Source organism: Nonomuraea sp. NPDC048881, from assembly GCF_040649795.1.
Lineage (GTDB): Bacteria > Actinomycetota > Actinomycetes > Streptosporangiales > Streptosporangiaceae > Nonomuraea.
In genome coordinates this window covers 164,141-191,116 of record NZ_JBEZGC010000006.1, presented here as the reverse complement: position 1 = coordinate 191,116, position 26,976 = coordinate 164,141, and the positions used below count along the sequence as shown (strand labels likewise).

General features: G+C 72.4%; 30 protein-coding genes and 1 tRNA gene. 18 read left to right on the top strand and 13 right to left on the bottom strand.

Features of this window, described 5'->3' with window-relative positions; genetic code table 11:
- Positions 1 to 236 precede the first annotated feature (236 nt).
- Positions 237 to 842 (bottom strand): NYN domain-containing protein, encoded by a 606-nt coding sequence (locus AB0C33_RS22965; RefSeq protein WP_358291194.1) that lies wholly within the window; start codon positions 840 to 842, stop codon positions 237 to 239.
- A gap of 163 nt (positions 843 to 1,005) precedes the next feature.
- Here AB0C33_RS22965 and AB0C33_RS22960 point away from each other — a divergent pair, with 163 nt between their 5' ends.
- The 4 genes from AB0C33_RS22960 to AB0C33_RS22945 are packed head-to-tail and all read left to right on the top strand — an operon-like array spanning position 1,006 to position 3,035.
- Complete coding sequence (locus AB0C33_RS22960) at positions 1,006 to 1,446, top strand: hypothetical protein (protein WP_358291192.1); 441 nt, start codon at positions 1,006 to 1,008, stop codon at positions 1,444 to 1,446.
- 12 nt (positions 1,447 to 1,458) lie between these two features.
- The gene (locus AB0C33_RS22955) at positions 1,459 to 1,725 is read left to right on the top strand and encodes a hypothetical protein (protein WP_358291190.1); all 267 of its coding nucleotides are present in this window, start codon (positions 1,459 to 1,461) and stop codon (positions 1,723 to 1,725) included.
- Positions 1,726 to 1,773: 48 nt separating this feature from the next.
- Positions 1,774 to 2,166, top strand: coding sequence for an MFS transporter (locus AB0C33_RS22950; RefSeq protein ID WP_358291188.1), 393 nt, complete (start codon positions 1,774 to 1,776; stop codon positions 2,164 to 2,166).
- A gap of 2 nt (positions 2,167 to 2,168) precedes the next feature.
- The gene (locus tag AB0C33_RS22945) at positions 2,169 to 3,035 is read left to right on the top strand and encodes an MFS transporter (protein ID WP_358291186.1); all 867 of its coding nucleotides are present in this window, start codon (positions 2,169 to 2,171) and stop codon (positions 3,033 to 3,035) included.
- Positions 3,036 to 3,051: 16 nt separating this feature from the next.
- Here the strand turns inward: AB0C33_RS22945 and AB0C33_RS22940 are convergent, their stop codons facing one another.
- Complete coding sequence (locus tag AB0C33_RS22940) at positions 3,052 to 3,423, bottom strand: DUF4267 domain-containing protein (protein ID WP_358291183.1); 372 nt, start codon at positions 3,421 to 3,423, stop codon at positions 3,052 to 3,054.
- Between the two features lie 88 nt (positions 3,424 to 3,511).
- Between AB0C33_RS22940 and AB0C33_RS22935 the strand changes: the two genes are divergently transcribed.
- Both AB0C33_RS22935 and AB0C33_RS22930 read left to right on the top strand, forming a co-directional pair.
- Positions 3,512 to 4,087 (top strand): TetR/AcrR family transcriptional regulator, encoded by a 576-nt coding sequence (locus tag AB0C33_RS22935; protein ID WP_358291181.1) that lies wholly within the window; start codon positions 3,512 to 3,514, stop codon positions 4,085 to 4,087.
- A 79-nt stretch (positions 4,088 to 4,166) separates the two neighbouring features.
- Positions 4,167 to 4,556 carry a nuclear transport factor 2 family protein gene (locus AB0C33_RS22930; RefSeq protein ID WP_358291179.1) on the top strand — a complete coding sequence of 130 codons (390 nt, stop codon included), beginning with the start codon at positions 4,167 to 4,169 and terminating at the stop codon, positions 4,554 to 4,556.
- A 28-nt stretch (positions 4,557 to 4,584) separates the two neighbouring features.
- Here the strand turns inward: AB0C33_RS22930 and AB0C33_RS22925 are convergent, their stop codons facing one another.
- The gene (locus AB0C33_RS22925) at positions 4,585 to 4,914 is read right to left on the bottom strand and encodes a CU044_2847 family protein (RefSeq protein WP_358291177.1); all 330 of its coding nucleotides are present in this window, start codon (positions 4,912 to 4,914) and stop codon (positions 4,585 to 4,587) included.
- A gap of 174 nt (positions 4,915 to 5,088) precedes the next feature.
- Here AB0C33_RS22925 and AB0C33_RS22920 point away from each other — a divergent pair, with 174 nt between their 5' ends.
- Together AB0C33_RS22920 and AB0C33_RS22915 are read left to right on the top strand one after the other, a co-directional pair.
- Positions 5,089 to 5,511, top strand: a complete 423-nt coding sequence (locus AB0C33_RS22920) for a hypothetical protein (RefSeq protein WP_358291175.1) — start codon at positions 5,089 to 5,091, stop codon at positions 5,509 to 5,511.
- Between the two features lie 2 nt (positions 5,512 to 5,513).
- Positions 5,514 to 5,738, top strand: coding sequence for a helix-turn-helix transcriptional regulator (locus tag AB0C33_RS22915; RefSeq protein WP_352324570.1), 225 nt, complete (start codon positions 5,514 to 5,516; stop codon positions 5,736 to 5,738).
- Here the strand turns inward: AB0C33_RS22915 and AB0C33_RS22910 are convergent.
- Positions 5,735 to 6,211: a transcriptional regulator gene (locus AB0C33_RS22910; RefSeq protein ID WP_358291173.1), complete on the bottom strand. Its 477-nt coding sequence runs from the start codon at positions 6,209 to 6,211 to the stop codon at positions 5,735 to 5,737. The genes AB0C33_RS22915 and AB0C33_RS22910 overlap by 4 nt on opposite strands.
- A gap of 83 nt (positions 6,212 to 6,294) precedes the next feature.
- Between AB0C33_RS22910 and AB0C33_RS22905 the strand changes: the two genes are divergently transcribed.
- On the top strand, positions 6,295 to 6,906 hold the full coding sequence (locus AB0C33_RS22905; protein ID WP_358291171.1) for an HNH endonuclease family protein: 612 nt from the start codon (positions 6,295 to 6,297) through the stop codon (positions 6,904 to 6,906).
- On the opposite strand, the gene AB0C33_RS22900 is transcribed toward AB0C33_RS22905, so the two are convergent.
- Positions 6,884 to 7,510 (bottom strand): FMN-binding negative transcriptional regulator, encoded by a 627-nt coding sequence (locus tag AB0C33_RS22900; protein WP_358291169.1) that lies wholly within the window; start codon positions 7,508 to 7,510, stop codon positions 6,884 to 6,886. The two genes, AB0C33_RS22905 and AB0C33_RS22900, sit on opposite strands and share 23 nt — an antisense overlap.
- A 45-nt stretch (positions 7,511 to 7,555) precedes the next feature.
- On the opposite strand from AB0C33_RS22900, the gene AB0C33_RS22895 reads away from it, so the two are divergent.
- Positions 7,556 to 8,884, top strand: coding sequence for an aminotransferase class I/II-fold pyridoxal phosphate-dependent enzyme (locus AB0C33_RS22895; RefSeq protein WP_358291168.1), 1,329 nt, complete (start codon positions 7,556 to 7,558; stop codon positions 8,882 to 8,884).
- A 21-nt stretch (positions 8,885 to 8,905) separates the two neighbouring features.
- On the opposite strand, the gene AB0C33_RS22890 is transcribed toward AB0C33_RS22895, so the two are convergent.
- Positions 8,906 to 10,294, bottom strand: coding sequence for an MFS transporter (locus AB0C33_RS22890; RefSeq protein ID WP_358291166.1), 1,389 nt, complete (start codon positions 10,292 to 10,294; stop codon positions 8,906 to 8,908).
- A gap of 181 nt (positions 10,295 to 10,475) precedes the next feature.
- Between AB0C33_RS22890 and AB0C33_RS22885 the strand changes: the two genes are divergently transcribed.
- On the top strand, positions 10,476 to 11,168 hold the full coding sequence (locus AB0C33_RS22885) for a hypothetical protein (RefSeq protein WP_358291164.1): 693 nt from the start codon (positions 10,476 to 10,478) through the stop codon (positions 11,166 to 11,168).
- Here AB0C33_RS22885 and AB0C33_RS22880 read toward each other — a convergent pair.
- The 3 genes from AB0C33_RS22880 to AB0C33_RS22870 form a co-directional block, all read right to left on the bottom strand.
- On the bottom strand, positions 11,165 to 13,750 hold the full coding sequence (locus AB0C33_RS22880) for a LuxR C-terminal-related transcriptional regulator (RefSeq protein ID WP_358291162.1): 2,586 nt from the start codon (positions 13,748 to 13,750) through the stop codon (positions 11,165 to 11,167). The two genes, AB0C33_RS22885 and AB0C33_RS22880, sit on opposite strands and share 4 nt — an antisense overlap.
- An 80-nt stretch (positions 13,751 to 13,830) precedes the next feature.
- Complete coding sequence (locus AB0C33_RS22875) at positions 13,831 to 13,992, bottom strand: hypothetical protein (protein ID WP_185844989.1); 162 nt, start codon at positions 13,990 to 13,992, stop codon at positions 13,831 to 13,833.
- A 35-nt stretch (positions 13,993 to 14,027) separates the two neighbouring features.
- Positions 14,028 to 17,225, bottom strand: coding sequence for a BTAD domain-containing putative transcriptional regulator (locus AB0C33_RS22870; protein ID WP_358291160.1), 3,198 nt, complete (start codon positions 17,223 to 17,225; stop codon positions 14,028 to 14,030).
- A 111-nt stretch (positions 17,226 to 17,336) separates the two neighbouring features.
- Between AB0C33_RS22870 and AB0C33_RS22865 the strand changes: the two genes are divergently transcribed.
- On the top strand, positions 17,337 to 17,855 hold the full coding sequence (locus AB0C33_RS22865; RefSeq protein WP_352362352.1) for a universal stress protein: 519 nt from the start codon (positions 17,337 to 17,339) through the stop codon (positions 17,853 to 17,855).
- Here AB0C33_RS22865 and AB0C33_RS22860 read toward each other — a convergent pair.
- Positions 17,849 to 19,234 (bottom strand): PLP-dependent aminotransferase family protein, encoded by a 1,386-nt coding sequence (locus AB0C33_RS22860; protein ID WP_358291158.1) that lies wholly within the window; start codon positions 19,232 to 19,234, stop codon positions 17,849 to 17,851. The genes AB0C33_RS22865 and AB0C33_RS22860 overlap by 7 nt on opposite strands.
- 67 nt (positions 19,235 to 19,301) lie before the next feature.
- Between AB0C33_RS22860 and AB0C33_RS22855 the strand changes: the two genes are divergently transcribed.
- Together AB0C33_RS22855 and AB0C33_RS22850 are read left to right on the top strand one after the other, a co-directional pair.
- Complete coding sequence (locus AB0C33_RS22855) at positions 19,302 to 19,751, top strand: carboxymuconolactone decarboxylase family protein (RefSeq protein ID WP_358291157.1); 450 nt, start codon at positions 19,302 to 19,304, stop codon at positions 19,749 to 19,751.
- A complete protein-coding gene (locus tag AB0C33_RS22850; protein WP_358291155.1) occupies positions 19,748 to 20,917 on the top strand; it encodes an MFS transporter in 1,170 nt (389 codons plus the stop codon). Before AB0C33_RS22855 ends, AB0C33_RS22850 begins: the two co-directional genes overlap by 4 nt.
- Here AB0C33_RS22850 and AB0C33_RS22845 read toward each other — a convergent pair.
- Genes AB0C33_RS22845 through AB0C33_RS22835 form a run of 3 tightly spaced genes read right to left on the bottom strand, consistent with a single transcriptional unit; the run spans position 20,910 to position 24,392 of the window.
- On the bottom strand, positions 20,910 to 23,123 hold the full coding sequence (locus tag AB0C33_RS22845) for a heavy metal translocating P-type ATPase (RefSeq protein WP_358291153.1): 2,214 nt from the start codon (positions 23,121 to 23,123) through the stop codon (positions 20,910 to 20,912). The two genes, AB0C33_RS22850 and AB0C33_RS22845, sit on opposite strands and share 8 nt — an antisense overlap.
- 31 nt (positions 23,124 to 23,154) lie before the next feature.
- Positions 23,155 to 24,183, bottom strand: coding sequence for a hypothetical protein (locus AB0C33_RS22840; RefSeq protein ID WP_358291152.1), 1,029 nt, complete (start codon positions 24,181 to 24,183; stop codon positions 23,155 to 23,157).
- On the bottom strand, positions 24,180 to 24,392 hold the full coding sequence (locus AB0C33_RS22835) for a heavy-metal-associated domain-containing protein (RefSeq protein ID WP_352323852.1): 213 nt from the start codon (positions 24,390 to 24,392) through the stop codon (positions 24,180 to 24,182). The genes AB0C33_RS22840 and AB0C33_RS22835 overlap by 4 nt, the downstream gene beginning before the upstream one ends.
- 775 nt (positions 24,393 to 25,167) lie before the next feature.
- Between AB0C33_RS22835 and AB0C33_RS22830 the strand changes: the two genes are divergently transcribed.
- The 4 genes from AB0C33_RS22830 (at position 25,168) to AB0C33_RS22815 (ending at position 26,894) form a co-directional block, all read left to right on the top strand.
- Entirely contained in the window at positions 25,168 to 25,287 is a 120-nt protein-coding gene (locus AB0C33_RS22830; RefSeq protein WP_013130296.1) for a DLW-39 family protein, read from the top strand.
- A 15-nt stretch (positions 25,288 to 25,302) separates the two neighbouring features.
- Positions 25,303 to 26,031 (top strand): HAD-IA family hydrolase, encoded by a 729-nt coding sequence (locus tag AB0C33_RS22825; RefSeq protein WP_358291150.1) that lies wholly within the window; start codon positions 25,303 to 25,305, stop codon positions 26,029 to 26,031.
- A 15-nt stretch (positions 26,032 to 26,046) separates the two neighbouring features.
- Positions 26,047 to 26,119, top strand: a tRNA-Ala gene (locus AB0C33_RS22820).
- A 460-nt stretch (positions 26,120 to 26,579) separates the two neighbouring features.
- Positions 26,580 to 26,894: a hypothetical protein gene (locus AB0C33_RS22815; protein ID WP_358291148.1), complete on the top strand. Its 315-nt coding sequence runs from the start codon at positions 26,580 to 26,582 to the stop codon at positions 26,892 to 26,894.
- The last annotated feature ends 82 nt before the right edge of the window (positions 26,895 to 26,976 follow it).

Genomic DNA, 26,976 nt, shown 5'->3' with positions numbered 1-26,976 from the left:
GGGGGCGGCCTTTTGAGTGTTTGCCATCAATGTGCCGCCACGAGTGTCAGTCCTCAGGTGCCAGAGATCGATTCGCATTGACATCAGCTGGGGGCGCGGCGGCGCTGGGCGAGGTCGAATGATGGGCGGGTCGAACGATCCGCCGGCGGGCCCATCACTCGATCCCCTGCGACCACTGACCCGGCTGAGGGCCTACTCGTCTCGGGCGGAACGGCGGGAGCGCGCGGGCTCGCCGCCTACTTGCGGTACTTCGTGAGCGTCACGTCCAAGCGTGCGGCGTTCCTGTACATGCCGGCGTCGATCGGGATGGCCTCGTCGACGACGTCTGTGTAGGCGCCGGAAGGCACGCCGTCGGGATGAGCCGCCACAATGGTCCGGCCCGGCGCGTAGTACCTGGCCTCACCGATCGCCGCGGCCAGGTCGGAGTCCGAGCTCACCACCAGCGCCGCCTCGCACGCTTTGGTGCACAGGTCACCGACCAGGTGCGCCGCCAGCCGCACGTCGACCTGCTTCTCCTTGAAGCTGCCGGTCTTGTCGTCGTACTTGGTCTTCCCCATGAACGGCTGGAACTGCTTGCCGTAGACGCGGATGGTGTCCTGTTCGAACTGCTTCTGATCCACTCCGGCCTGGCCGCTCAGCGCGGTGGTGAAGTACTTCACCCTGATCAGCTTGCCGTTGTACGCCTTCAGTACCTGGTTGCACATTCTGACGACGTCCACACGCCAGTAGTCGGGGCCCGCACTCTCGCAGATCCCGTAGTAGAGGTTGGCCGCGTCGATGTAGGCGATCCATCTGCTGTCGCTGTTCAGGATGGCCTCGGCCGCTGCATATGAGGTGGCCATGACCGCTTCCCCTCGTTCCGTCGATTGAGGTGTACGGCACCCCGTCCGCGTACGCATTGCACCCGTCCGCGATAGCAATACGTTGGATGCCTGATTACCGCCCAGCAGGCTACGGAGCGGGCTTGCCGTAGCCTTGTCGTGACTTGATCAACGGAGGGGTGATATGCGCAGATACGTTGCGGCCATTGCCGTCGTCTCGTCGCTCCTGGCCGGTTGTGCAATTTCGTTTTCAGGACAGGAAGGGGAATCGCCGCCTCGCTTCTCGATCGATCCGCCCCCTGTCAATCGCGCGCTCGCGGATCTGACGAAAAGCGCCAAAGGCAAGGTGTTGCTTCATCATGTCGATGAGCAGGGGCGGACTGACCGCTGGACCACGAAGCTCAAGATGAGAGCATCGTTTCGCCTTGAGGTGGACTGCGTGGGAGCGAGCGGGACGATAATCGTCCGCGTAGGCAAAACTCAGCTCCCTCATCAGTGCTCCATCGAGCCTGGCGGTGTGCGCGTCAGCATGATCCCCGACGACGCGGCTGTCCGGAGCGTCAAGGTGGAGGCGCCCGAGGGTGCCAAATGGGCGATTCTCATTTGGCAGCTGCCGCAGAGTTAGCAAGCCGCGCTGGTGATCAGCGATCGCGCTGATGAGGAAAGGCCCCAGATTCGGACGCTCTACCTGTTCTACGGGGGCGACGTCGGAGAGGGCGCGCTGCACGAGATCCGGGCCAAGGTCGAGCGACTGGCCGCCCTGCTGCCGGTGGACGAGGACGGAGACCGGCCGCGGGGAGTCTTCGTGGTCACCGACGAGCGCGGCCGGGCGCGATGCTGGCACGTCCGTGAAGGGGCGGTCCTCGACGTCCCGGCGCCGGACTTCGGGTGTTTGGCGAGCTAGTACTGAAACCGGCCTTCGCCACCGGCGCGCGGTGGCAGAATGTCGCGGATGTCGAGGGCGGGGTCGTTGTGGCGGCAGCGGGATTTCGTGCTCCTGTGGGGCAGCCAGACCACCAGTTCGCTCGGGAACGAGATCTCCTATCTGGCGTTACCGCTGGTCGCGGGGCTCGTGCTGGACGCCTCGCCGGTGGAGCTCGGGCTGCTGACGGCGGCGCGGCGGTTGCCGGTGCTGTTCGCGTCGTTGCCGGCGGGGGCCCTGAGCGATCGGTGGCGTAAGCGGCCGGTGATGATCGTCGCGTTCCTGGTGTCCGGGTGCGCGATGGGGACGATCCCCTTGGCGGCCGTGGCCGGAGGGCTCACGCTCGGGCAGCTCTACGCCGTGGCGCTGGTGGTCGCGACGTGTGAGGTGTTCTTCACGCCCGCCTACCAGACGTACCGCTGACGTTGCTCGGGCCTGAGCGGTTGATGGAAGGGAACGCCAAGCTCACCAGCACGGTCACGGTGGCGGGGATGGCGGGGCAGCCGGTCGGCGGGGTGTTGATCTCGCTGTTCGGGCCTGCCAAGGCGGTGTTCGCGGACGCGCTGTCCTATCTGGTGGGCGCGCTCGCGCTGGCGTTGATCCGGTCGCCGGAGGCCAGGCCGGAGCGGAAGGAGCGGGCCCCTCGGCTGCGCGAGCAGATCGCGGAGGGGTTGCGGTACGTCGTCCGCCATCGTGTGATCGGGCCGTTGGTGCTCTACATGGCCACGGTCAGCTTCTGCATCGCCGGGCTGAGCGCGCTGGAGGTCAACTACGTCGTACGGGAGCTCGGCTGGTCGGGCCTGGCGACCGGCCTGGTGTTCGGGGTGAGCATGGCCGGCGGGCTGGCGGCCGGGGCGATCGCGGGGCCGCTCACCGACCGGTACGGCATGCCGCGCGTGCTGCTCGGGGCCGCCTTCGCGTACCCGTTGTGCAGCGGGTCGATCGGGCTGGTGGGGCCGGGACTGGCCGGGCAGCTGGTGGTGGGCGTCTCGTGGACGTTGATGATCATCGTCACGCTCGTCTTCCAGAGCACCCAGCGCAGCCTGCGGCAGCTTCTGACGCCCAAGGAGATGCAGGGGCGGCTGGCGGCCACGTCCCGCTGGCTCACCTGGGCCGCCACGCCGGTCGGCGCGGTCCTCGCCGGGGCGCTGGCCGGCGGGATCGGCATGCGCGGCACGCTTGTCGTGTTCTCGGCCGGGATGCTGGCCGGTCCGGTGGTCATGTGGTTCTCGCCGCTGCGCACGTCCCGGCGGGAGATCGAGCGGGACGTACGGACGGCGACGGCGGGGTAGCTCCGGGATCGCCGGGTCACACGGCGAAGAGCAGGGCGGCGTTGACGAGGAGGGCGACGGCGGTCGCGAAGTGCACGCCGAAGGCGACCGCCTTGGTGCCGCCGTTGCGGAGCACGATCAGGGTGTCGCCAAGAGGCAGCAGCGCGACGATCAGCATGAACCAGGCTTCGGCCTGGGCGCCGACGAAGGCCAGCAGGGCCAGGCCGAGCAGCCCGTACGTGCCGTCGCGCAGCCCCTTGATGGTCAGGTAGGCGCGGTCGCCGTCCTGCTTGGCGGGGACGCCGTAACCGGCGGCCGCGGCGACCGGGACGAACAGGAAGCGCGCGCCGATGAGCACGACCATCAGGTTGAGGGCGATGGCGAGGCCGTAGGCAAGGGTGGTGAGCATGTCCGTCTCCAAGAGCTAGCGTTGCTAGGAACGAGGACGACGCTAGCAGAACGGTGACAGAAGCGCTAGCGGTGCTAGGATCGAGAGCATGTCGATACAGGCGCGCCGGGAGCGCGAACGTGCGGAACGCGAGAAGCTGATCATCACGGTCGCCTGCGAGCTGGCCGAGGCCGAGGGCTGGGAGGCGGTGACGACGCGGCGGCTGGCCGAGCGCATCGAGTACAGCCAGCCGGTGCTCTACAGCCACTTCAAGGGCAAGGGCGCGATCATGGCGGCCGTGGCCGTGGAGGGGTGCGTGATCCTCGCGGACGAGCTGCGCGCGGCCCGTACCGCCGCTCCGGACGCCGACAGCGCCCTCGCGGCCGTCGGCGCGGCCTACACGGCGTTCGCCGAGCGGCGTCCGGCGCTCTACGACGTCATCTTCAGCCAGAACGTCGACCTGCCGTTCGCCACGCCGGAGGCTCCGGCGGCCCTGCACGCGGCCTTCGGCGAGCTGGTCGAGGGGCTGCGTCCGCACGCCGGCGAGGGGGAGGACCTGGCCCTGCTCACCGAGACCTACTGGGCCGCCCTGCACGGGCTGGTCACGCTCATGCGCGGCAAGCGACTGCCGGCCGAGCAGCACGAACGCAGGCTGGAGCTGCTGCTGAAGCGGTTCGCGGCCTGACGGTCCGACGGTTTGACCTTGTCACCGGCGTCAACGTCTACCCTCGTTGCCCGCACGTCGACGAGAACGGACGACCCCCGTGAGCACCCACCGCACCACCCTGGTCGAGCTGGACCAGAGCTTCTTCGACGCCCTGGTGGCCAACGACCACGACCGCCTGAAGGACCTGCTGGCGGACGACTTCGTCCTGGTGGGGGTCGAGGACGGCGCGGTCGCCGGCAAGGACGTCCTGCTCGACCTGGTGACGTCGGGCAGCCTGCAGTTCCCGAAGATCGACTCGTTCCCCGACGAGGCCATCGTGAGGGTGATCGGGGACGTCGGGATCGTCGTGGGGCGTACGGGGATGAACTTCACGAACCCCGACGGCAGCACGTTCAGCGCCGGCAGCCGGTACACGCACGTGTACGCCATCGGCCCCGACGGAGGCTGGCGGCTGGTCTCGGCGCAGGGCACGGCCATCAAGGCGTGACCTGATCACGCCTTGACGGGAAGCCGGGTCAGCCGCCTTCCGGTTTCCGCCATTCCGCGGTGACCTTGAGGTGGGCCTCCCCCGTCGATTCGGCGACGACCACGCCGGCCTTGGCGGTCAGCTTCATCCCGAACTCGACCGCGACCACGTCCGGCGGCTCGGGGCATGACCGCATGCGGCGCAGGACGTCGGTGGCGAAGGTCTGGACGCGCTGGAGGCCCGCGCCCAGTGCCTCCGGCATGCGTTCGACGGTCGCGCGGGTCCGTCCGGCGGGAAGCGGCTCGTCGCCGGGCCGCTCGTTGACCTCCACGAGCACGGTGCCGCCGTCGTCGAGGGGTACCTCAAGGAAGTAGCGCACGGTTGCCTCCTGTCCTGGGACAGGTGCAAGCATGGTGGACGGGCCCGCCCGGCGCAGGCTGTTTCGCCGCGCAGAGGGCGCGAAGTTATCCACAGGTTGGGGATGGTTGTCCACAGTGGTGGACAAGTCTGAAATCATTGACACGATGTCTGGATTGTTTTACCTTCCGTGCTTGTGATGTCGTACGAGGAAAAGGGCGCCTGGGTCTATCTCGTGGCGACGGCCGGCGCCTACGTGGCCTACGTCATCGTCATCCTGAGCCGGGCCGGCGACGGCCCGCTCAGCGCCGTCCCCTATGTCGCGCCGATGGTGTGGGCGATCGGGATCAGCGTCGTCCTGTCGATCGTGGGCCGTATCGTGGTCGAGATCGTGAAGCCCAGCGAGAGTCACAAGAGCGACGTGCGAGACAGGGAAATCAACCGTTCCGCCCAACATGTCGGAGGCGTCGTGCTCGCCGCCTCCATGGTGGTCCCCCTTGGCCTGACCATGGCGGAAGCCGACCATTTCTGGATCGCCAACGCCATCTACGCCGCGCTCGTCCTGTCCACTCTGGTGGCCACCCCGCTGCGGCTGCTCGCCTACCGGAGGGGCCTGTAGGCATGGGCAAACCGACCAAGGTGACCAACTCCATCAGGGCTCTGCGGTTCGCGCACGGGGAGATGACGCAGGCCGAGCTGGCCCAGCGGGTCGGCGTCACGCGGCAGACCGTCATCGCCATCGAGCAGGGCCGCTATTCACCCTCTCTTGAGGTGGCCTTTCAGATCGCCCGGGTGTTCCGGGTGCCCCTGGACGACGTCTTCCAGTATCCGGACGCCGACGGCTAGTTATCCACAGGCGCGTCGGTTTTCCACAGGCTGTCGAGAGCGGTGGCGACGGCCGCGATGGAGTCGTGCGCGGAGCGGATGCGGGCGGTCTGGGTCTCGTCCGTCCAGCCGAGCCGCAGGCCCTCCTCGGCCAGGGCGTCGAAGGCCGTGAACGCGGCGAGTTTCTGGCGCAGGACCTTCGACCAGGCGTCGTCCTCGATCCGGTAGTAGACGTTGCGCTCCCCCGGCCTGCGCAGCTTGTGGACGAGCCGGATCGACGTCAGCAGCTGCATGGTCGTCGTCAGGGACGCGCGGCTCGCGCCGATGGCGTCGGCGATGTCGGAGGCCGTCTGCGCGGGCGGGTCGCAGACCATCAGCCAGCCCAGGACGCGGCCGGTGATCGGGGCCAGCCCCCACTCCTCGGAGACGAAGTCCGCCACCCGCTCGACCCAGTCGAGCACCTGCTCCCGGCCCGGACCGTCCGGCGACTGCATGTGGGACCCTCTCCATCGACATCGCTCTGTGTAAGTTGTCAAATACTAGGAGCAACGAGGGGTGGGCTGCTAATGCTGGATCCATGATCGTCGTCATGTGGCCGCTGCTGCTCCTCCCCCTGGTCCTGCCCGAGCCGACCTCGGTCGTCCGAGCCCGGAGCGAGTTGCGGGAGCTGGTCGTCGCCGAGGCCCGTTCGCTGAGGGGGTATTCGCACGAGCGGTTCATGCCGTCCTGGACCGAGGCGGAGGGCGCGTGCGACACGCGGGAGGTCGTCCTGCGGCGTGACGCCGTGTCCGTGACGACCGACCTCGACTGCGAGGCCGTCCACGGCACCTGGTTCAGCGAGTACGACGGCCTGACCCTGCACAGCGAGGGGCAGATCGACGTCGACCACCTCGTGCCGCTGGCCAACGCCTGGGTCTCCGGCGCGAACGCCTGGACCGACGAGCAGCGGCAGGCGTTCGCCAACGATCTCACCAGGCCCGAGCTCATCGCCGTCAGCGAGTCGGTCAACCTGGACAAGGCCGGCGGCAGCCCGGCGACGTGGCGGCCGCCGCGCAGGTCGTACTGGTGCACGTACGCGCGGGCCTGGATCACGGTGAAGCACCACTACGGGCTGACCGTCACCCACCGGGAGAAACGGGCCCTCATCCGCATGTTGCGCACCTGCCTCATCGGTCGGCCATCCGCCTGAGCTGCTGCTCCCTGGCCCCGGCGTCGCCCGGCAGGCCGCGCTCGGCCAGCAGCCCGGCGACGCGCTCGCGGGCCTCGACGGGGTGGCGGCCGTCGTACTTGAACTTGGCGCGCGCCTTCACCACCGCCAGCCGCAGCCCGCGCAGGCCGGGCAGCTGCCGGTGGTAGGGCCCCTCGCCGGCCGCCACGACGCCGTGCGCGCCGTCGGGCTGGAAGTGGGCGAGCTGGCGGCGCAGGATCTCGGCCTTGCCCTCGGGGTCGTCCACCACCTCGGCCCGGCAGGTGAGCTGGACGGAGGCGTAATAGCTGGTGGGCACGCCGGTCTCGGGGTCGCCCGTCCGCCATCCGCCGGGGATGTAGGCGTAGTCGTCGTGCACGCTCAGCAGGACCGCCGGATCGCGCTCGATCGCCGCCCACACCGGGTTGGGCCTGGCCAGGTGGAGCAGCACCTCCCCGGCGGCGGCGTCGAAGAGGAAGTGGGTGGGGACGACGACGGGCGGGCCGCCGTCGGGGGCGTTCGCGGCCAGCTGGCCGAAGTCGCGGGTGGCCAGCCAGGTGTGCCACTCGTCGTCGTCCCGTGCCGCGTCCCAGGGATGAATGAGCACGTGAAACCCTCCCGCCCAGCTTTGTATTAGTACATAATGTACTTTGTGTCAGAAACATACAGGATCGTCGGTGGGACGGCCAGCGAGATCGCGGCGGGCGTCGAGGCCGCCGTGTCCGCGGGCCTGCTGCCTCCCGGGACGCACCTGCCGCCCGTGCGCGAGGTGGCCGCCACGGCCGAGGTCAGCCCGAACACCGCCGCGGCCGCGTACCGGCTGCTGCGGGAGCGCGGGATCGTCGAGACGGCGGGCCGGCGCGGCACGCGGGTCCGGCCGCGCCCGGCCACCACGACCCGCGAGGAGATCCGCATCGAGGTGCCGCCGGGCGTGCGCGACCTGTCGCACGGCAACCCCGACCCGGCCCTGCTGCCGCCGCTGCACGAGGCGCTCGCCGCCGCCGCCAGGGCGCACGAGCAGCGTCCGGCCATGTACGGCACGGGCGACGACGAGGAACTGCTCTCGCTGGCCGCCGCCCGTCTGCGCGCGGACGGCGTGCCCGCCGCGCCGCTGGCGATCACCTCCGGCACTCTCGACGCGGTGGAACGCGTCCTGAACGCCCACCTTCGTCCCGGCGACGCGATCGGCGTCGAGGACCCCGGCTGGACGGCCCTGCTCGACCTGGTCGCCGCCCTGGGGTTGCGGCCGGTCCCGATGCGGCTGGACGACGAGGGCCCGCTGCCGGACGAGCTCGACCGGGCGTTGCGGGCGGGCGTACGAGCGGTGGTGATCACCGCCCGCGCCCAGAACCCCACCGGCGCGGCCGTCACCGCCCGGCGGGCCGCGGACCTGCGTGCCCTGCTCGCCACCCGTCCCGACGTGGTGCTGATCGAAGACGACCACGGCGCGAGCCTGGTGGACCTCCCCCTCCATCCCCTGGCAGGCGTGACCACCCGCTGGTTGCTCACCCGCTCGACGGCCAAGGCGTTCGGCCCCGACCTGCGGCTGGCGCTGGTCACCGGCGATCCCGTCACGCTCGACCGGCTGCGCGGCAGGCAGCGGCTGGCCGCCGGCTGGGTCAGCCATCTGCTGCAGCGCGCGGTCGCCCACCTGTGGCGTGCACAGGCTGTGGACACCGCGGCCGTGGCCGCCGCGTACGCCGGTCGGCGCGACGGCCTGATCGACGCGCTGGCCGCGCGTGGCCTGCGGGCGCACGGCCGCAGCGGGCTCAACGTCTGGGTCCCGGTCGCCGACGAGACCACCGCCGTCACCCGGCTGCTGGCCCTCGGCTGGGCGGCCGCGCCCGGCGCTCGCAACCGCGTCCGCACGCCGCCCGCGCTGCGGCTGACGGTCTCCACGCTGCGTCCCGACGAGCTGCCGCGCCTGGCCGGCGACCTGGCCGCCGCCCTGCGCCCGCCCACGGCCGGCCGGTACGGCTGACGTCCTGGACGGGCCCCGCGATCAGCGGTTCGGCTCCAGGGACATCGCCGGGCACGGCTCGGTGCGGCGGGGGCGGCGCGGGCGGCGTACCGAGTGGGCCAGCACGCCCAGCGCGCCCACGATGAGCACGAGCAGGGCCGCCCTGGTGGCCGCGGGCCAGCCGGCGTCCAGGGAGCCGAAGAACACCGCGCCGGTGATCGTGCCGCCGAGCACGCCGCCGGTCTCCTGGACGGTCCCCAGCACCCCGGCCGCCGCGCCCGCCCGCTCCCGGCGTACGGACGCGAGGACCGACGACAGCAGCGGCGACATGACCAGCCCCATCCCCGCGCCCACAACCAGCAGCGCGCCCGCCACCAGGTACGGCGACTCCCCCGCCTGGAGGAGCAGCCCGAGCCCGAGCAGCAGCGCCAGCGGACCGGCCGGGCGCGGCACCCGGGCCGCGCGCGGCGAGGCCAGGAAGAAGCCCGCGTTCAGCGCCGTGCACACCGCCCCGGCGGCCAGGGGACCGAGGCCGAGGCCGTCCTGGAGGTGGAGGGCGAGCACGAACGACAGGCCCGCGGAGGTGCCGAACAGCAGCGCGACCGCCGCCAGCCCGGCCGTGAACCCCTTCTCGCCGAACACCGCCAGGTCCAGCAACGGTTCCCGGCCGCTCGCCGCCAGCCGCCGCTGCCGCCGGACGAACGCCGCCAGCATGAGCGCCGCGCCGCCCAGGCACGGCCACGTCCAGTGCGGCCAGCCCTCCTCGCGGCCCTGGACCAGCGGCAGCACGACGCCTGCCAGCCCCGCCGCGACCAGCGCCGCCCCCGGCAGGTCCAGCCCCGCACGCGACCCGGCCCCGGCGACCCGGGGGACCAGCCGCCCGGTCAGCGCCAGCGCCGCGAGGCCGATCGGGACGTTGACCAGGAAGCACGCCCGCCAGCCGAGCCCGAGGGGGTCGGCCGCCACCACCAGCCCGCCCACCACTTGGCCGCTCATCCCGGCCAGGCCCACCACCGTGCCGTACCAGCCGAACGCCCTGGCCCGGCCCGCGCCCGGGAACAGCGTCCCGATCAGCGTCAGGACCTGCGGCGCGAGCAGCGCGGCCGCGACGCCCTGCGCCACCCGGGCGAGCACCAGCGCGGCGGCGTCCGGCGCGCCGCCGCAGGCCGCCGAGGCGAGCGTGAACAGGGCCAGCCCGGCGGCGAAGAGGCGGCGCGGCCCGTACAGGTCGCCGAGCCGCCCCGAGACGATCAGGCCCGCCGCGTACGCCAGCCCGTACCCGGCGACCACGAACTGGCTCGCCGCGTCGCCCGCTCCCAGGTCGGCGCGGATCGAGGGCACGGCCACGTTCGCGACGAAGAAGTCGAGCGTGGTCATGAACACCGCGACCAGCACCACGGGCAGGGCCGCCCAGCGAGGACGGAGGGACATCAGGGACTCCAGGGGAGGGAGGAACCGGGCGGTGGAAGAACACCGGCGGACGCCGGACGGTTGACCCCGGCCGCCAGTGCCCAGGTCACGTCCCTCACCCTGGAGCCAGGCGATTACGGTTTCCTGCTGATGAGCTACGGATTGAGCGCCATAATGACGCTCAATGCCGAAATTTCAGGGGTTGGGGGAGTTTGCCGCGGCGATCGCCCCCGTCATCGACGCGGCCCACGTCGACGTGCACGCCGCCGCCCGCAGAGCCGTCCTGGACCTGACCGAGCGCTCCGGCCTGACCAGCGGCCTCCTCAACGACCTGCGCTTCGTGCTCCCCCTGCGCCCGGTGACCACGGCCGCGCTCGCCGCCGTCCACCGGTACGGCGACGTCACCGAAGGCGTCGGCGTCCACCTGCGCGAGGGCGCGCTCGAACGGGACGCCGCCGGGGCGCTGCGGCTCACCTCCGAGGGACGGGCGTTCGTGGACGGCCTGTACGCCGCGCACGCCGAGGCGGCCGGCCGCGTCTGGGCGGGCCACGACGTGGCCGGTCTCGCCGTGGCGGTGGGCGGGGTGCTCGACCGGGCCGTACGCGTGCCGGGCGGCGCCCTGGAGGTGATGGCGCCGCCGTACGAGCCGGACGCCGCCCCCGACGGCCTGCTGCTGTTCAACCGGCTCGCCGCGCTGCGCTACCACCGGGCCGACGCGCACGCCGAGTCCTGGCGCGCGGCCGGGCTGACCGCGGACGGGATCGTCGCGCTGAGGGACGGTCCCGTCCGGGCCGCGATCGAGGCCGAGACGAACCGGCGGGCCGCCGACCCGTACCGGGCCATGACGGACGACGACCGCGAGACCCTGTACGGCGGCCTCCTGAGCCTTGTCTAGAGCGCCGCGAGCAGGCGGCCCACCTGCGTGCGGTCGTTGACCCCCAGCTTCTCGTAGGCCGCCTGCAGATGGTTGGCCGCCGTCCGGGTGGACAACGTCAGCCGGTCGGCGATCTGCCGGTTCGTCAGCCCGGCCGCCGCCAGCTTGACGATCTCCCGCTGGCGCGGCGTGAGCTCCGGCGTGGCCAGCTCGACCAGCGCGGGCGTCGAGACCCCCGGGCACCGCCTGGCCAGCGCCCATGCCCTGGTCTGCGCCCCTCTGGCCAGCGTGCCCCGGCCGTCCCGGCGGTGGGCCGCCGACTCCTGGGCGAGGGCCTCGGCGGCGTACAGGAGCAGGCCGAGCCGTTCGAACTCGGCGGCGACGTCCCGCAGCTCGGCCGGGTCGCCCGCGGCCCGCGCGTGCCGGGCGAAGAGCCCGGCCAGCGGCCCGTCCACCCGTTCGGCGAGCGCGGCCAGCCGCCGGGCCGCCAGGGCGGGCGCGCCCAGCCGCACCAGGTCGTGCAGCGCGAACATCAGGTGCCCGAACTGCTCGTGCCGCTCGGCCAGCCCGGCGGCCGTCAGGCACAGGCTCACCGCCTGGTCCAGGTCGCCCGCCGAGGCCGTCACCCAGACCGCGGCCTGCAACACCGGCTGCCGGGTGAACGCCCACCGCGAGGCCGGCCCCTCGGCCTCGGCCAGCGCGGACCGCGCCGCCGCCGTCTCCCCCAGCAGCGCCCGCGCGTGGGCCAGCTCGGCCAGGCAGCGCCCCCGGTACGGCGTCCCGGGCGGCAGCCGGGCCGCGTCCTCCCTGGCCCAGCGGGCCGCGCCGGCCGCGTCGCCGCGCAGCCTGCCGACCATCGCCCGGTACGCCCCGGACCCCGACACCGGCAGCTCGGCCGCGGTCGGCTCCATGCCCTCGGCGGCCGTCCGTTCCGCCGCGTCCAGGCGGCCGGCGAACACCTGGGCGGCGCAGCGCGCGTCCAGCAGGGCCGGGAGCGCGTACGGGGCGTCGTCGTCCCAGTCGTCCCGGCCCGCGAGGGCCCGCCCGGCCACGGCGAGCGCGCTCTCCGTACGCCCGGAGTAGGCGGCGGTCCAGGACTCCAGCGCGGCCGCGTGCGCCGCGCCGCGCACGGTCGCCGGCCCGCACGCGCGCGCCCGCGCCAGGGCGTCCGCGGCCCCGGCCAGCCGGCCGGCGAAGAAGTCGGCGACGCCCCGGTAGACGTGCGCCTCCTGCCGCCAGGCCGGATCGGTCAGCGACCCGGCGGCCAGGTCGAGCACCCGGCACGCCTCGGCGTCCGCGCCCGCCCAGGCGAGGTTCATGCCCAGGCTGAAGGCGTGCTGGGCGCGCTCGCCCTCGGTGACGGCGTTCCTGGCCGCCTGCCGCAGCGCCGCCAGCGCCGCGTCCTGGTCGCCCAGCACCATCAGCACCTGGCCGAGCAGCGCGACCGCCGCCACGCCCGCGCCCGCCTCGATCGCGGCCCTGGCCAGCCGGGCGGCCAGCCTGGGGTCACGCCTGGCCCAGGCCAGGCCCGCGGCCGACAACAACAGCTCCGGCGCGGCGGCCGACCGGCTGTCCAGCCGCCAGACGGCCGCGCGCAGCTCGTCCTCGCGCCGTCGCAGGCCGCCGGCCTCCAGGGCCTCGGCCAGCGTCCGCAGCCGCCGCCTGGCCCGCAGGGTGCCGCAGTCGCCGCGGACCACCTCGCCGTACAGGGGGTGGCCGAGGCGTACCTGCTCGCGCCTGCCGTCGCCGGCGACCGTGACCAGGCCGCGGGCCTCGACCCGCTCCACCGCGCGCGGCGAGGTCAGCGCGATCAGCAGCTCCGCGCCCACCGGCTCGCCGTACGCCACCAGCTCCAGCACCTCCCGCTCGTCCTGGTCCAGGTGACCGATCCGGGCCTCGACCAGCTCGCGCAGCCGGGTCGTCATCGACAGCTCGCCCCGCCAGCGCCACTCGCCGCCGCTCTCGGCCAGGCAGCCGGACGTGTGCCCGGCATGGACGACCTCGCGCAGGTAGAGCACGTTCCCGCCGGTGACGGCCGCCAGATGCCGGACGGTCCCCTCCGCCACCTCGCCGCCGAGCGCGCCCGCCAGCACCTGGCCGACCTCGTCGCGGCCGAGCGGCGGCAGCTCGACCCTGGTCAGCAGCTCGTCCTTCCACAGCGCGGCCACCGGCGCGGGCAGCGGACCGCCCGTACGCACGGTGACCAGCACCCTGGCCTCCCCACCCGCGGCCAGGTAGTGCACCAGCGCCGCCGACGCCGCGTCCAGCCGGTGGGCGTCGTCCACGCTCACCAGCAGTTCTCCCTCTCCCCTGCGCAGGTGCCGCGCGGCCCAGCGCAGCAGGTTCTCGCCGCCCCGCGGCGGCCCCGTCAACACATGGGCGAACGCCCCGAACGGGATCATCGACGCGGTCTCCGTGCCCAGCACGCGCACGACCTCGTACCCGTCGAGACCGGCCAGCGCCTGCGCGGCCAGCCTGCTCTTGCCGACGCCCGCCTCACCGGCGATCATCGCGCCCGCTCCCGACCGCAGCGCCGCGCGCACGGTCGCGATCGATCCCCCTCGCCCGACGAACGGCCATCCACTCCCCAGTTGCTCGCTCATCGTGCCTCCTCTCACCACAGATGGTGGCGAGCCGAGGTTCGCGCGAGGTTCAGGCGGGATCGCGGTTCAGGCCGCGAGATTCAGGCGGGATCGCGGTTCAGGCCGGCCGCGTTCAGCAACAGGGTGATCACGGCGTCGGCGCCGCTGAACGGCACCGGCTCGCCCCCCACCTCTTCGAGCAGCCCGCGGAGCTGGCCGCCGGATTGCTCGGGCTCGACCAGCCGTACGATGACCGTCCTCATCCGATCACCATCGCCCCGGACGGTTCAGGTCTGGTTCAGGTGGGGTAGGGCGCGGGCTCGACCTCCAGCTCCCGCATGCGCTCGGCGTAGAGGTGGTAGCGCCTGCGGGCGTCGCCGCGCCGGCCCGCCAGGTCGAGCACGCGCACCAGGCCCAGGTGGGCGCGTTCGTCGTAGCCGTCGCGCTCCAGCAGGCGCAGCCAGTAGCGGGCGGCCTCGTCGTAGCGCCGCTCGCGGGTGCGCGCCGCGGCCAGCCGGGCGGCCGCCTGCACGTAGGCCAGCCGTGCCTGTTCGCGCAGGCCCACCGCCCAGTCGGCGTAGGGGTCCTCCTCGCAGAACTCGCCGCCGTACGCGCTCTCGGCCGCCGTCCACCGCTCCAGCGCCTCGGCGGCGCGGCCGGCCTGCTCCAGCCGTACGGCTCCGGCGGTCAGGTCGAGGAAGCGCTCCACGTCGACGTCGGCGTGTGCCAGGTCCAGGCGCAGCGCGCCCTCCTCGGAGACCACGACGTCGTCGGCGGGCCGTTCGTGGGCCGGGTCGAGCACCGCGCGCAACGTGGAGACCATGACGTTGAGCCGCCGCAGCCCGACCGCGTCGTCCCGCTGCTCGGGCCAGAGGATCTCCACCAGCCGTTCCCTGCTGATCGCGCCGCCCCGGCGGCTGACCAGGATCTTCAGCAGGTCGCGGGCCTTGCGCGACTGCCAGGCCGTACGCGGGACCGGCACCGCGCCGCGCAGCACCCGGAACGTTCCCATGGTCTCGATCACCACCGCCGCCCCCGGCACGGGCGCCGCGCGGGCTATCAGCTCGTCGATCCGGTCGTCCAGCGCCCGGCAGCCGATCGCGTGCATCCGCTCGCGCACCCGTACGGCCACCTCGCCCCCGCTCACCGGGTCGGACAGGGCCGCCCGCACCAGCTCGGCCCTGGCCCGCCCGATCGGGTCGCCGAGCGCCGCCCACCCGCGCACCGCCTCGTCGGCCTGCGCGGGATCACCGTCGAGCCGGGCGCGCAGCTCGTGCAGCACGGCCTGGGCCGCGTGGTCCCTGCGCTCCACGGCGATCCGCTCGGTCTCGCCCACCAGCCGGGCGGCCTCGTCACGACGGCCGGCGGCCAGGGCCACGTGCGCCGCGGCCACCCGCGCGGAGACCCCGGCGATGCCGCCGGCGTACGCCAGCGCCTGCTGGGCCACCTGGGCCGCCTCCTCGGGATCGTCCTCGGCCAGCAGCTCGGCCAGCGCGTTGAGCGCGTTGGAGCGGGTCTGCACCTCGCCCAGCGGCTCGGTCTCGGCGATCACCCGGCGGTAGACGGCGGCCGCCTGCCCGCGGTCGCCGCGCAGCGCGTGGATCTCGGCCAGCCGGACCAGCCCGACGCTGACCAGCCGCGACCCCATCGCCTCCCACCTGGCCACCGCGTCGGCGGCGTCGATCGCCGACTCCTCCAGCCGGCCGAGCCCGACCAGCGCCTTGGCCCGGTTGGCCACGTTGAGCGCGGCGTACGGCGCGAACGACACCAGGTCGCACAGCCTGCTCGCGGCATCCGTCTCGGCCAGCGCCTCGGCGTAGGCGCCCTCGTCCAGATGGCGGGAGGCCCGGTTGGCCCGGATCCTGATGAGCTGGACGACGTCGCCGGCGCGTTCGGCGTACTCCAGGGCGCGCAGGTAGTAGGCGTCGTTGGCGCGGCGGTCGCCGTCGAGGGCGGCGAGCATGGCCAGCACCGTGTTGGCCATCGCCAGCGCGCCGGGGTCGCCGAGGCCGCCGGCCTGCTCCAGCGCCCGGTCGGCCAACTCGGCGCAGCCCGCCCGGTCGCCCTTCAGCCACAGCACCGAGGCCATGGAGGCGGCGCACATGGCGGCGTCGGCGGGCGGCGAGCCGTAGGCGTGACCCTTGGCGTACATCGTCATGGCGGCGTCGAGGTCGCCGCGCAGGTGGTCGATGAAGCCGAGCCGCCTGGCCACGAACGCGTCGAAGGCGGGGCCGTCGGCGACGCGGGCCAGCAGGTCGCGGGCGCGGGTCCAGTGGCCGCGGTTCTGCTCGGCGATGCCGGCCAGCCTGAGCATCGGCGGCGACCCTCTGGCCTGCTCGGGCAGCAGGTCGAGGGCCGCGATCACGTCGCCGCGCTCGGCCAGGCGGGGGCCGTGGGAGTTGAGCAGCGCCGCGGCGAGGTCGGGGTGGGCGGTCGCGACGGCGGCGCGCAGGGCCAGCTCGGGCTGGTCGTGCTCGACGTACCAGCGGGCGGCGACGGCGGCCACGTCGTGGGCCTCGTGCCGGTCGAGCGGGGCGTGTCTGGCCAGGACGTGCCTGCTGGTCGAGGTCAGCCGGTGGCCGTCCTGGTCGGCCTCGATGAACAGGCCGCGGCTGGTCAGGGCCGCGAGCGTGTCGGGCGGCGCGCCGAGCGTGGCGGCCAGGCCGGACGTCAGCACCGGCAGGACGGTCGCCGCGCGCAGCAGCTCCCGCATGCCCGCCGGCAGGTCCTTGAACGCGGCGAGCGTCAGGTGTTCGAGCGTGGCCGAGTTGGCGGCCAGGCTCGCCGCGGTACGCGGCCAGCTCGCCGGCTCCTCGCGGGCCAGCGCGTCGAGGGCGGCCTGGACGGCGGCCGGCCAGCCCGCGCACGCCTCGTGCAGTCTGGCGGCGATGCCCGCCCCCTGCTCGCCCAGCCGTTCCCTGGCCCAGGCGCCGGTCTCGGACGCGGTGAGCGCGAGGTCGGTGGCGTCGAGGTCGAGCACCTCGTGGTCCTGGCGCAGCCGGGCCGTCGGGAACGGCAGCGGCGCCCGCGAGGCGGTGACCAGGTGCAGGTGCCGGGGCGCGGCGCGGACCAGCGTCTCGACGTAACGCACCGAGCCGGGCGCGCCGATGATCGCGTCGACGCCGTCGAAGACCAGCGCCAGTCCCCTGGTCAGCCGCCGGGCCAGCGCCTCGGCCAGCGCGCCCGCCAGCGCGGCGGCCCTGGACAGCTCGTCGGCGTCGGGCCCGAGCGGCGCCCCGGCCGCGGCCAGCAGGTCGGCGGGCAACCCCGGGACGGCCTCGGCCAGCGCCGACGCCACCGAGCCCGCCAGCGTCGGCAGGTCGCGGTCGGCAGGCCCGAGCAGGTGCAGGACGCCGCCCACGGCGTGGCTCCAACCGGCGAGCGCGATCGACTTCCCGTAGCCTGTAGAGGCCACGAGCGTGGTGAGCCTGTGCGTAAGCGCCCCGTCGAGCCGCCGGTCGAGGGCGGGACGGGGTTGCACCCACCCTCGTTCCACCCCCGCATGCTACGCCCGGGCTCGCGGGGGACTCCAGAGTTCGCAAAGTGCCACCTCCCGGTAACTGGCCGGTTGGCGCACTATGGTCGTACTTCATTTCCAGGAGGCACCGTGGAACAGGATCTGCCTGGCGGTGTGAGGCTGATCGTGGGGGTGGACGAGTCCCCGGCCTCGCGTTGGGCACTCGCCTGGGCCATCGGCGCGGCCAGGCTGCACCGGATGGCTCTGGTGGCCGTTCACGTCAGTCGTGCGCCCGTCCATCCCTTTCCCGAGGCGCTGCCCGTGCAGCACGCGATCCGGCAGGGCGAGGAGTCCCGCTGCGCGGAGGTGATCGCGGGCGTGTTCGAGGACGTCGCCGGAGGCGTGCCCGACGACCTGCGCGTGGCGACGCTCAGCAAGGTCGGCGACCCCGGCTACCACCTCGTCGATCTGGCCCGCGAGGGCGACCTGCTGGTGCTCGGCCGGGGGCGGCGGCGGCTGCTGAGCAGGATCCTGCTGCCCTCCACCAGCATGTACTGCGCCCGGCACGCCAAGACGACCGTCGTCATCGTGCAGCAGCCCTCGCCGCCGGACGATCCGGAGCTGACGGGGGACCGGGCGCGGCGGTTCTGGAGCCGGCGCAACTACTGACCGGGCGTGGTCGTCCTCAGGTTGTCGGTGAGCAGGCGCAGGCCGGGGCCGATGTCGCGCGGCCCGATCGCGCCGTAACCGAGCACCAGGCCCGGCTGCGCCGGGGTCTCGCCGCAGTAGGCGTCGAGCTGCTCGACGGCCAGGTCCACCACGGGCTCCAGGGACACGCCGGGGGCCAGGCGGGCGCACACGTGCAGGCCCGCGGCGGACGGGATCAGGCGCAGCCGCTCGTCCCCGGCCAGCGCCGCGGTGACCAGCTCGTGCCGGGCGGCGTACTCGCGGGTCGCCTTCCTGATGTGCCTGGCGAGCAGGCCCTCGTCGATGAAACGGGCCAGGGCGGCCTGCGTGGGCATGTCGCCGTGCCAGTCGGACAGCTGCCGCGCGGCGCACAGGGCCGGGCCGAGCGAGGCGGGGGCGACGAGGAAGCCGAGCCTGAGCATGGGCAGCAGGGTCTTCGAGAACGAGCCCACGTAGATCACCCGGCCCGACCGGTCGAGGCTCTGCAGGGGTTCGAGCGGGCGTTCGCCGAAGCGGAACTCGCTGTCGTAGTCGTCCTCGATCACCACGGCGGCGCGGCGTTCGGCCCAGGCGAGCAGGGCGGCGCGGCGGGCCAGCGACATGGGCGTGCCCAGCGGGAACTGGTGCGAGGGCGTGACGTAGACCAGGCTCGCCGAGCGGGGGATGGCCGCCACGTCCAGGCCCTCGGCGTCCACGGGCACGCCGGTCACGCGGGCGCCGAGCGAGCTGAACAGCCGGCGGGCGGGCGGGTAGCCGGGCTCCTCGACGGCGACGGTCGTGCCGGGCTCGATGAGGACGCGTCCGATGAGGTCGAGGGCCTGCTGCGCGCCGTTGGTGATCAGGACGTCGTCGGGGCCCGCGTGCACCGACCGGCTGATCCCGATATGACGCGAAATAGCCTCACGTAGAGGCTTATAGCCGGACGAAGGCTCGTACGTCGCCAGCCCCACCCGCAGTTCCCTGGCCACCAGCCTGCGCCAGGTCTCCATCGGGAACAGCCGCGCGTCCGGCACGCCGACGCGGAAGTCGTACCGGGCGGGCGGCACCTCGACGGTCTCCCCGAGCTCCCGCCAGAACGCCCGCGGCCTGACCACCCCCTTGGGCGCGGCCCGGCCGCGCACCGGCTCGGCCGACACGAACGTGCCCGCCCCCGCCCGGCCGACCAGGAAGCCGTCGGCCACCAGCCGGTCGTAGGCCACCGCCACCGTGTTCCTGGAGATCTCCAGCCGGCCGGCCAGCTCCCTGGTCGGCGGCAGCCGCTCGCCCGAGCGCAGGCGGCCGTCGAGTATGGCGTCGAGCAGCTGCCGGTAGACCTGTGCGGCCAGGTCACCGCGCCCTTGGAGGCTGATGTGAACGTCCAACTTGGCCCAATCAACTTGGCGGAAATTGGAGCTTATGTAGGGACAAGAGTACGGCCAAGATGGGCATATGACCGAACGCATGGAACTCGGGAAGTTCGCCGGCGAAGCGTACAAGGCGATGGCCGGCCTGGACCGGTTCGTGGCCCAGAGCACCCTCCCCAAGCCCCTCCTCGAACTCGTACGGCTGCGCGCCAGCCAGATCAACGGCTGCGTCTACTGCGTGGACATGCACAGCTCCGACGCCAAGCAGGCGGGGGAGAGCGACGCCAGGCTGCACGCCGTGGCTGTCTGGCGCGAGGCCCCCTTCTTCACCCCGCAGGAACGCGCCGCCCTGGCCTTCACCGAGGCCGCCACCCGCCTGTCCACCGACGACGTCACCGACGAGGTCTGGGCGCAGGCCGCCGCGCAATTCGACGAGCAGCAGATGGCCGCGCTGACCGTGGCCGTGGCCACCATCAACGCCTGGAACAGGATGGGCGTCGCCACCCGGATGACCCCGGAGTCATACAAGTCATGAGAGCCCAGCGCGTGCTCGCCGCCGCGCAGCTCGCCAACTCCATCGGCGACGGCGCGTACCTGGTCACCTCGGCGCTCTACTTCGCCGACGTCGTGGGGCTGTCGGCCACCGAGATCGGCCTCGGCCTCACGCTGGGCTGGGCGGTCGGCTCGGTGGCGGGGGTGCCGCTCGGGCACCTGGCCGACCGGCGGGGGCCGCGCGGCGTGGCGGTGCTGCTCGCGCTCACGACCGCGGTGGCGGCCGGCTCGTTCGTGTTCGTCCGCTCGTTCGCGCTGTTCATGCTGGTCGCCTGCCTCTACGGGACCGCGCAGACCGGCCTGTCGGCGGCCCGGCAGGCTCTGCTGGCCGGGCTGGTCGAGCCGGCCCGCCGCACGGTCGTGCGGGCGGTGCTGCAGTCCACGCTCAACGGCGGCATGGCCGTGGGGGCCGCGCTGGGCGGCGTCGCGCTGGCCGTCGGCACCCGGGCCGGATACGTCGCGGTGTTCACGCTCGACGCCCTGAGCTTCCTGGTGGCCGCGCTGGTCCTGCTCAGGCTGCCCGCCGTGCGGCCCGCGCCGGCCGCGCCGGGGCCGCGGCTGGCCGTGCTCAGGGACCGGCCGTACGCGCTGGTCACGGTGATCAACGCGGTGATGCTGTTCTACATGCCGCTGCTCAGTCTTGTGGTGCCGCTGTGGATCGCGCAGCGCACGTCCGGGCCCGCCTGGATGGTCTCGGTGCTGCTCGTGCTCAACACCGGCAGCGTGCTGCTCTTCCAGGTACGCGTGGCCCGCCGGGTGCGCGACCTGCGGGACGCGTCCACGGCCGTCCGCCGGGCGGGCGTCGTGCTGTTCGCCGCGTGCGCGGTGTTCGCCCTCAGCCCGCACGGCTGGGTCTTTCTGATCGCGGCGGGCTGTCTGCAGGTCGCGGGGGAGATGCTGCTGGCCGCGGGGGCCTGGGAGATCGGCTTCGGCCTGGCCCCCGACGACAGGCAGGGCCAGTACCAGGGCTTCTTCGGCACCGGCACGGCGGTGGCGAGGATGCTCGGCCCGGCCGTGCTCACCACGCTCGTGCTCGACGGCGGGACCGTGGGCTGGTTGCTGCTGGGGCTGGCGTTCATGACGGCCGGCGCCGCGATGGCACCGGCCGTCAGATGGGCTCAGCGATCACTCGACCCGGCGGTCACCTGAAGCGGCGCAGCCGGAGGCTGTTGCTGACCACGAACACGCTGGAGAAGGCCATCGCGGCCCCCGCGATCATCGGGTTGAGCAGGCCGAGCGCGGCCAGCGGCAGGGCGGCCACGTTGTAGGCGAAGGCCCAGAACAGGTTGCCCTTGATGGTGCCGAGCGTCCGGCGGGAGAGCCTGATCGCGTCGGCGGCCACCCGCAGGTCACCGCGGACCAGGGTGAGGTCCGACGCCTCGATGGCGGCGTCCGTGCCGGTGCCCATGGCCAGGCCCAGGTCGGCCTGGGCGAGCGCGGCCGCGTCGTTGACGCCGTCGCCGGCCATCGCCACGACCTTGCCCTCCGACTGCAGCCGCTTGACCACGTCCACCTTGTCGGCGGGCAGCACCTCGGCGATCACCTCGTCGATGCCGACCTCGTCCGCGACCTGCCGGGCGACGGCCTCGTTGTCGCCGGTCAGCAGCACCGGGGTGAGGCCCAGCGCGCGCAGCCTGGCGATGGCCTCCGCACTGGTCTCCTTGACCACGTCGGACACCACCAGCAGCGCCCTGGCCTTGCCGTCCCAGCCGGCCGCGACCACTGTGCGGCCCTTGGCCTGCTCCTCCTCAAGGGTGGCCGCCAGGTCGGCGGGCAGGTGCTGCGACCACTCGGCCAGCAGCCTCGGCCGGCCGACCAGGACCGCGTGCCCGTCCACGATGCCCTGCACGCCGAGCCCCTCGACGTTGGCGAAGTCCTCCACGGTCGCGTCGGACTTCGCCTCCCTGGCGATGGCCTGGGCGATCGGGTGCTCGGAGGCGTGCTCGATGGCGCCGGCCAGCCGCAGCACCTCCTCGCGGCTCTCGCCCTCGGCCAGGTGCACGTCGACCAGCGTCATCCTGCCCTCGGTGACCGTGCCGGTCTTGTCCAGGACGATGGTGTCGATGCGGCGGGTGGACTCCAGCACCTCCGGCCCCTTGATCAGGATGCCGAGCTGCGCGCCCCGGCCGGTGCCGACCAGCAACGCCGTGGGCGTGGCCAGGCCGAGCGCGCACGGGCAGGCGATGATCAGCACGGCCACCGCCGCGGTGAACGCGGCCCCCGCGCCGTTGCCGGTGCCGAGCCAGAAGCCCAGCGTGCCCACCGCCAGCGCGATCACGATCGGGACGAAGATGCCCGACACGCGGTCGGCCAGCCGCTGCACCTCGGCCTTGCCCGTCTGGGCCTCCTCCACCAGCTTGGCCATCTGGGCGAGCTGCGTGTCCGCGCCGACCCGGGTGGCCCGCACCACCAGCCGGCCGCCCGCGTTCACCGTCGCGCCGGTGACGGCGTCGCCCGGACGCACCTCGACGGGCACGGACTCGCCGGTCAGCATCGAGGCGTCGACCGCCGAGGCGCCCTCCTCGATCACGCCGTCGGTCGCGATCTTCTCGCCCGGCCGCACGACGAACGTGTCGCCCGCCTTGAGCTGCTCGACCGGCACCCGCCGCCCGTCGGCCAGCTCGACGTCCTTGGCGCCCAGCTCCATCAGGGCCCGCAGCGCGGCCCCCGCCCGCCGCTTGGAACGCGACTCGAAGTAGCGTCCGGCCAGGATGAACGCGGTCACCCCCGCCGCGGCCTCCAGGTAGATGTTGCCCGAGCCGTCGGTGCGCTCGATGGTCAGCTCGAACGGGTGCGTCATGCCCGGCGTGCCGGCCGTGCCGAAGAACAGCGCCCACAGCGACCAGCCGAGCGCGGCCAGCGTGCCGATGGAGATCAGCGTGTCCATGGTGGCGGCGCCGTGGCGCAGGTTCGTCCAGGCGGCCTTGTGGAAGGGCCAGCCCGCGTAGACCACGACCGGCGCGGCCAGCACCAGCGACAACCACTGCCAGTTCGTGAACTGCAGCGCCGGGACCATCGCCATCGCGATCACCGGCACGCTCAGCGTGACGGCGGCGATCAGCCGGTCGCGCAGCGGACGCAGCTCGTCGGCGGGTTCGGCCTGCTCCTCCTGCTCCTTACGCTCCTTGGCGACCGGGAGCGCGGCGGTGTATCCGGCCTTCTCCACCTCGCTGATCAGCGTCTGGGGGTCGAGCCCGTCGGGAAAGGTGACCTTCGCCTTCTCCGTCGCGTAGTTGACCGTCGCGGTCACGCCCTCAAGCTTGTTCAGCTTGCGCTCGATGCGGTTGGCGCAGGACGCGCACGTCATTCCGCCGATCGCGAGCTCGACGGCCTTTTCCTCGGTGAGGGAAGACATCACCTCTCCTTTCTCAGCGTCTCAGTGCTTCTCAGTGGCCTTTGGGGGACGGCGGTTCCGCGTCGCCCTGCGTGGCGCGCACGGTGAAGTCCGCGGTACGGACCTCGTCCCCGTGCTTGAAGTCGAGGAACAGCCGGTAGTCGCCGATGCTCGGCACCTCGGCGTAGAAGGTGATCTGCGGGCCGGCCTTCTCGCTCTGCTCGGGGTGCACGTGCAGGTAGGCCAGGTCACCGGCGCGGAGTGCGACCAGGTGGCCGTACGCGCCCAGGTAGGGCTGCAGGTCGGTGACCGGTTCGCCGTCTTTGCTCACCGAGAGGGTGAGCTTGCTCGCCCGCCCGGGGACCAGGTCTCCGTCGAGGCTCACAGTGTAGTCGCCGACCTTCGAGGAGCGGCTCGCCTCGGGCAGGGGCTTCGGCCGGTAGTCGCCGGCGGCCTGCAGGTCCGTGCCGAGCGTCAGCTTCTCACCGCCGGTCGGGTTCCCACCGCCGGTCGGGGCGAAGTCGGCGAAGGCCCGGTACGGCCCCGCCGCCGGCAGCGTCAGCCCGACCGACCAGATGCCGTCGGGGGTCATCTCCGGATGCAGGTGGAGGAAGGTCGTCAGGTCGCGGGAGACCACGATGAAGTGCAGCTTCTTGTCGTGCTCCACCTGGTAGTCGGTCACCGGGCGGCTGTCCGGGCCGGTGACCGCGAAGCGGAAGTCGGTGGTCTTGCCGGTCTCGATCGGGGTCAGCGGGTTGAGGGTGTATCCGTTCTGCGACACTTGCAGCCCCCCGGGGGTGTCACTGGACGCCTGCTCCGGCGTCCCGTGCTCCTGGCTCTTCTCGCTCTTCTGACCTTCGCGGCCCTCTTGCCCTTCGCCGGGCTCCTGGCCTTCGCCGGCTTCCTGGCCCTTCAGGGCGTCTTGGCCCTCGTGGCCCTCCTGGCTCTTCGCCATGGCGGTGTGGCTCTGTGTCGGCGGGTCCTGGGCCACCGGGCCGACCGCCCGGCCCACGCCCAGGGCCCCGCCGAAGACGACGGCGAGTCCCAGGACGTAGGAGCCGAGCTTGGCGGCGGTGTTCATGACTGCCCGACCAGCTCGTATCCGGCTTCCTCGACCGCGGAGGCGATCTGGGACTCCTCGACCTGGCTCTCGCTGGTCACGGTGAGCCGCCCGCTGGCCAGGTCGACCTCGACGCCGGTGACGCCGGCCACGCCGCCGACCTCCTCCTTCACCGAGCTCACGCAGTGGCCGCAGGTCATGCCCTTGACGGTGTAGGTGGCGGTGCTCATTACGGTCTCCTTCAACGCAGTTCCGGTTCCTGCCGAATACTCTAACACGGTACCCCCCTAGGGTATTTCGGAGGGTATGAGATTCAGCTCACGGTTTCGCGTACGGACCGCCTGTGCGCTCAGCGTCCCGCACCCCTGACGGCCACCACCGCGGTGCCCGGACAGGCGGCCCGGAAACCGCGGGAGTCGTTTCCGAAGAGCACCACGAGCAGAGGAATCGCGGCGGGGGCGATGAGCGCGCCGCCGACACCCTGCCCTGCGCGCCCGGCGAGCCCGCTCAGGCCGTCCCGCCCTGGCAGTCCTGGCCGCGGCGGCGATCACTGGCCCGCCGATCGGCGCCACCCATCCGGGGACGAACGCCGTACATGCCCCGAACAGCTCGGACAACCTCGCTCAGCGGGCCCCCGCCGCCAGGCCGAGAAGCCGAGACCGCGCCGCGTCTCCGGCATCGCGACGGACGCTTTCGCGATCACCATGAACTGGGCGGCGGCGGGAACGTAAGATACGGGCAGGGGTATGCCGCGCGCGCGGGACGTCCGGATATTTGGCATGATCGGGATGTTGTCCGAAGTGATTGGCAGGTTGCCCAGGACGGGATGGAGACAGGCCGGGGTCGAAGGGATGATCCAGGCCGAGCTGAAGGCTCGTTCTACGCACAAGCCGCACATCAGGTTCGTGCGCAACACAAGGAGCGCAGCCATCCCTTGCTAGGCTGCATGTCAACCGTTGGGTCTCACCCCGGCAGGTGAGACCGTCGAAGAAGTGGGGTCACACCGTGAAGAAGCTGCTCGTTCTGGCGCTGGTCGCCCTTGGGGGATTGCTGATCTGGCGTAAGGTGCAGGCTGACCGCGCCGAGCTCGATCTCTGGACCGAGGCGACCGGCAGCGAGAACTAACCGACCGGCGAGGCGATGAGTGACGTCGTCCCCATCGAGCTGGCGTGCCTGGACCTGGCAGGCACCACAGTCGGTGACATCGCCATGGTCGAGCGCGCCTTCGCCGAGGCGATCGCCACCCAGGGCATAGTGCCCGGGACCGGAGCGTACGCGCGTGCCATGGTTCACGTGCACCGGTCCCGGGGCTGTCCCAAGATCGATGTCTTCCGGGGCATCTTCCCCGGCAACGAGGCCCAGGCCCAGGCGGCGAACCTGACGTTCGAGCGCTCCTACGAGGGTGCGCTGGAACGTGCCGGACTGGAGCCCATGCCCGGGGTCCTGGAGGCGCTCGACAAACTCCGCGGCACCGGGGTCAAGCTCGCCCTGATCACCGGGTTCAGCCGTACGACGCTCAGCCGCGTGCTCGGCGTCCTCGGCTGGCACGACAAGGTCGACCTCGCCATCTCCCCGGAGGACGCGGGCGGCCGCGGCCGTCCCTGGCCGGACATGGTCCTGCACGCCGTGCTGCGACTCGGCGTGGCGGACGTACGGCACGTGGCGGTCGTCGGCGACTCGGAGAGCGACATGCTCTGCGGGCGCCGGGCCGGGGCCTCCGTGGTGGCGGGGGTGATGACCGGCGTGCACAGCAGAGAACGGTTGCTCAAGGGCGGCGCCACGCACATCCTGGACTCCATCGCGGACTTCCCAGGCCTGGTGCTGAGCGACGACCTCGGGACGACGCGGGTGGCTTCCCCGGCCCGGTAAGCTATCTTCGTCGAAGGGGCCTTAGCTCAGTTGGCAGAGCGCCTGCTTTGCAAGCAGGAAGTCAGGAGTTCGAATCTCCTAGGCTCCACCCCAGGTCAAAGGCCACTTCCCATGATCGGGAAGTGGCCTTTTTGATCTTGTACAGCTGCAGAATACAGCTACAGCATCAACTTGCCTCGACACGCTCGCTCTACTCCTGGGGGATCGGGAAGCCGTAGCGCTGTGAGATCTCCTTGAGGGCGTCGACACACGCTGACTGCACCGGCTGGTAGTCCGCGTAGCGGAGCTTTACGCTCGCGTACGGCTTGTTCGGACACGGACCTCGCCCCGCAGTCGTTCCGTGCCAGCCGCAGAGGCCTTTGTATCCCTCTGTGTCTGGGCTGTGATTCTCTCGTTCGTAGGGCTTCACCCAAATCACGACATGCGCCATGACTGCTGACCTTACGAGCGCTGGGCAACAGAAGGGTTGAGATTCGCTGAGGCAGATGTTCCCAATCGCTGGAAAACCGCACGTGGGGACGCCCGCGTGCCCTGGGAGGATTTCCCGCATGTTGGAAGAGAAGCTCTATGCGCTCTCACAGATGATGGCCGAGCACATGGCCATGCCGTTCCCGTCTGGCTTCCGCGGCCTCGACATCGAAGACCAGGACATGGTGATGCTCGACGCGGACACCTATGGCTTCGCCGCAGGCGTCCTTAAAGGCCCGCTCAGCGCACAACACCGCTCTGGCCTGACGCGGCTGGCGTCGGCGTGCGAGAAGGTCCTCCCGGTGATCGACGATCAGTATGCGACCAAGTACTACGGGCATGTGCGCGACATAGCCGTATTGGCCGCCGAAATCGAGAGTCTGCGCGAGAAGTAGTCCTCTGACCAGTACATTCGGCGCCAAGGCGTGAAAAGAGTAGCGCGGTCTACAATGCGGCGAGCGTATGCAGTCGCGGCAC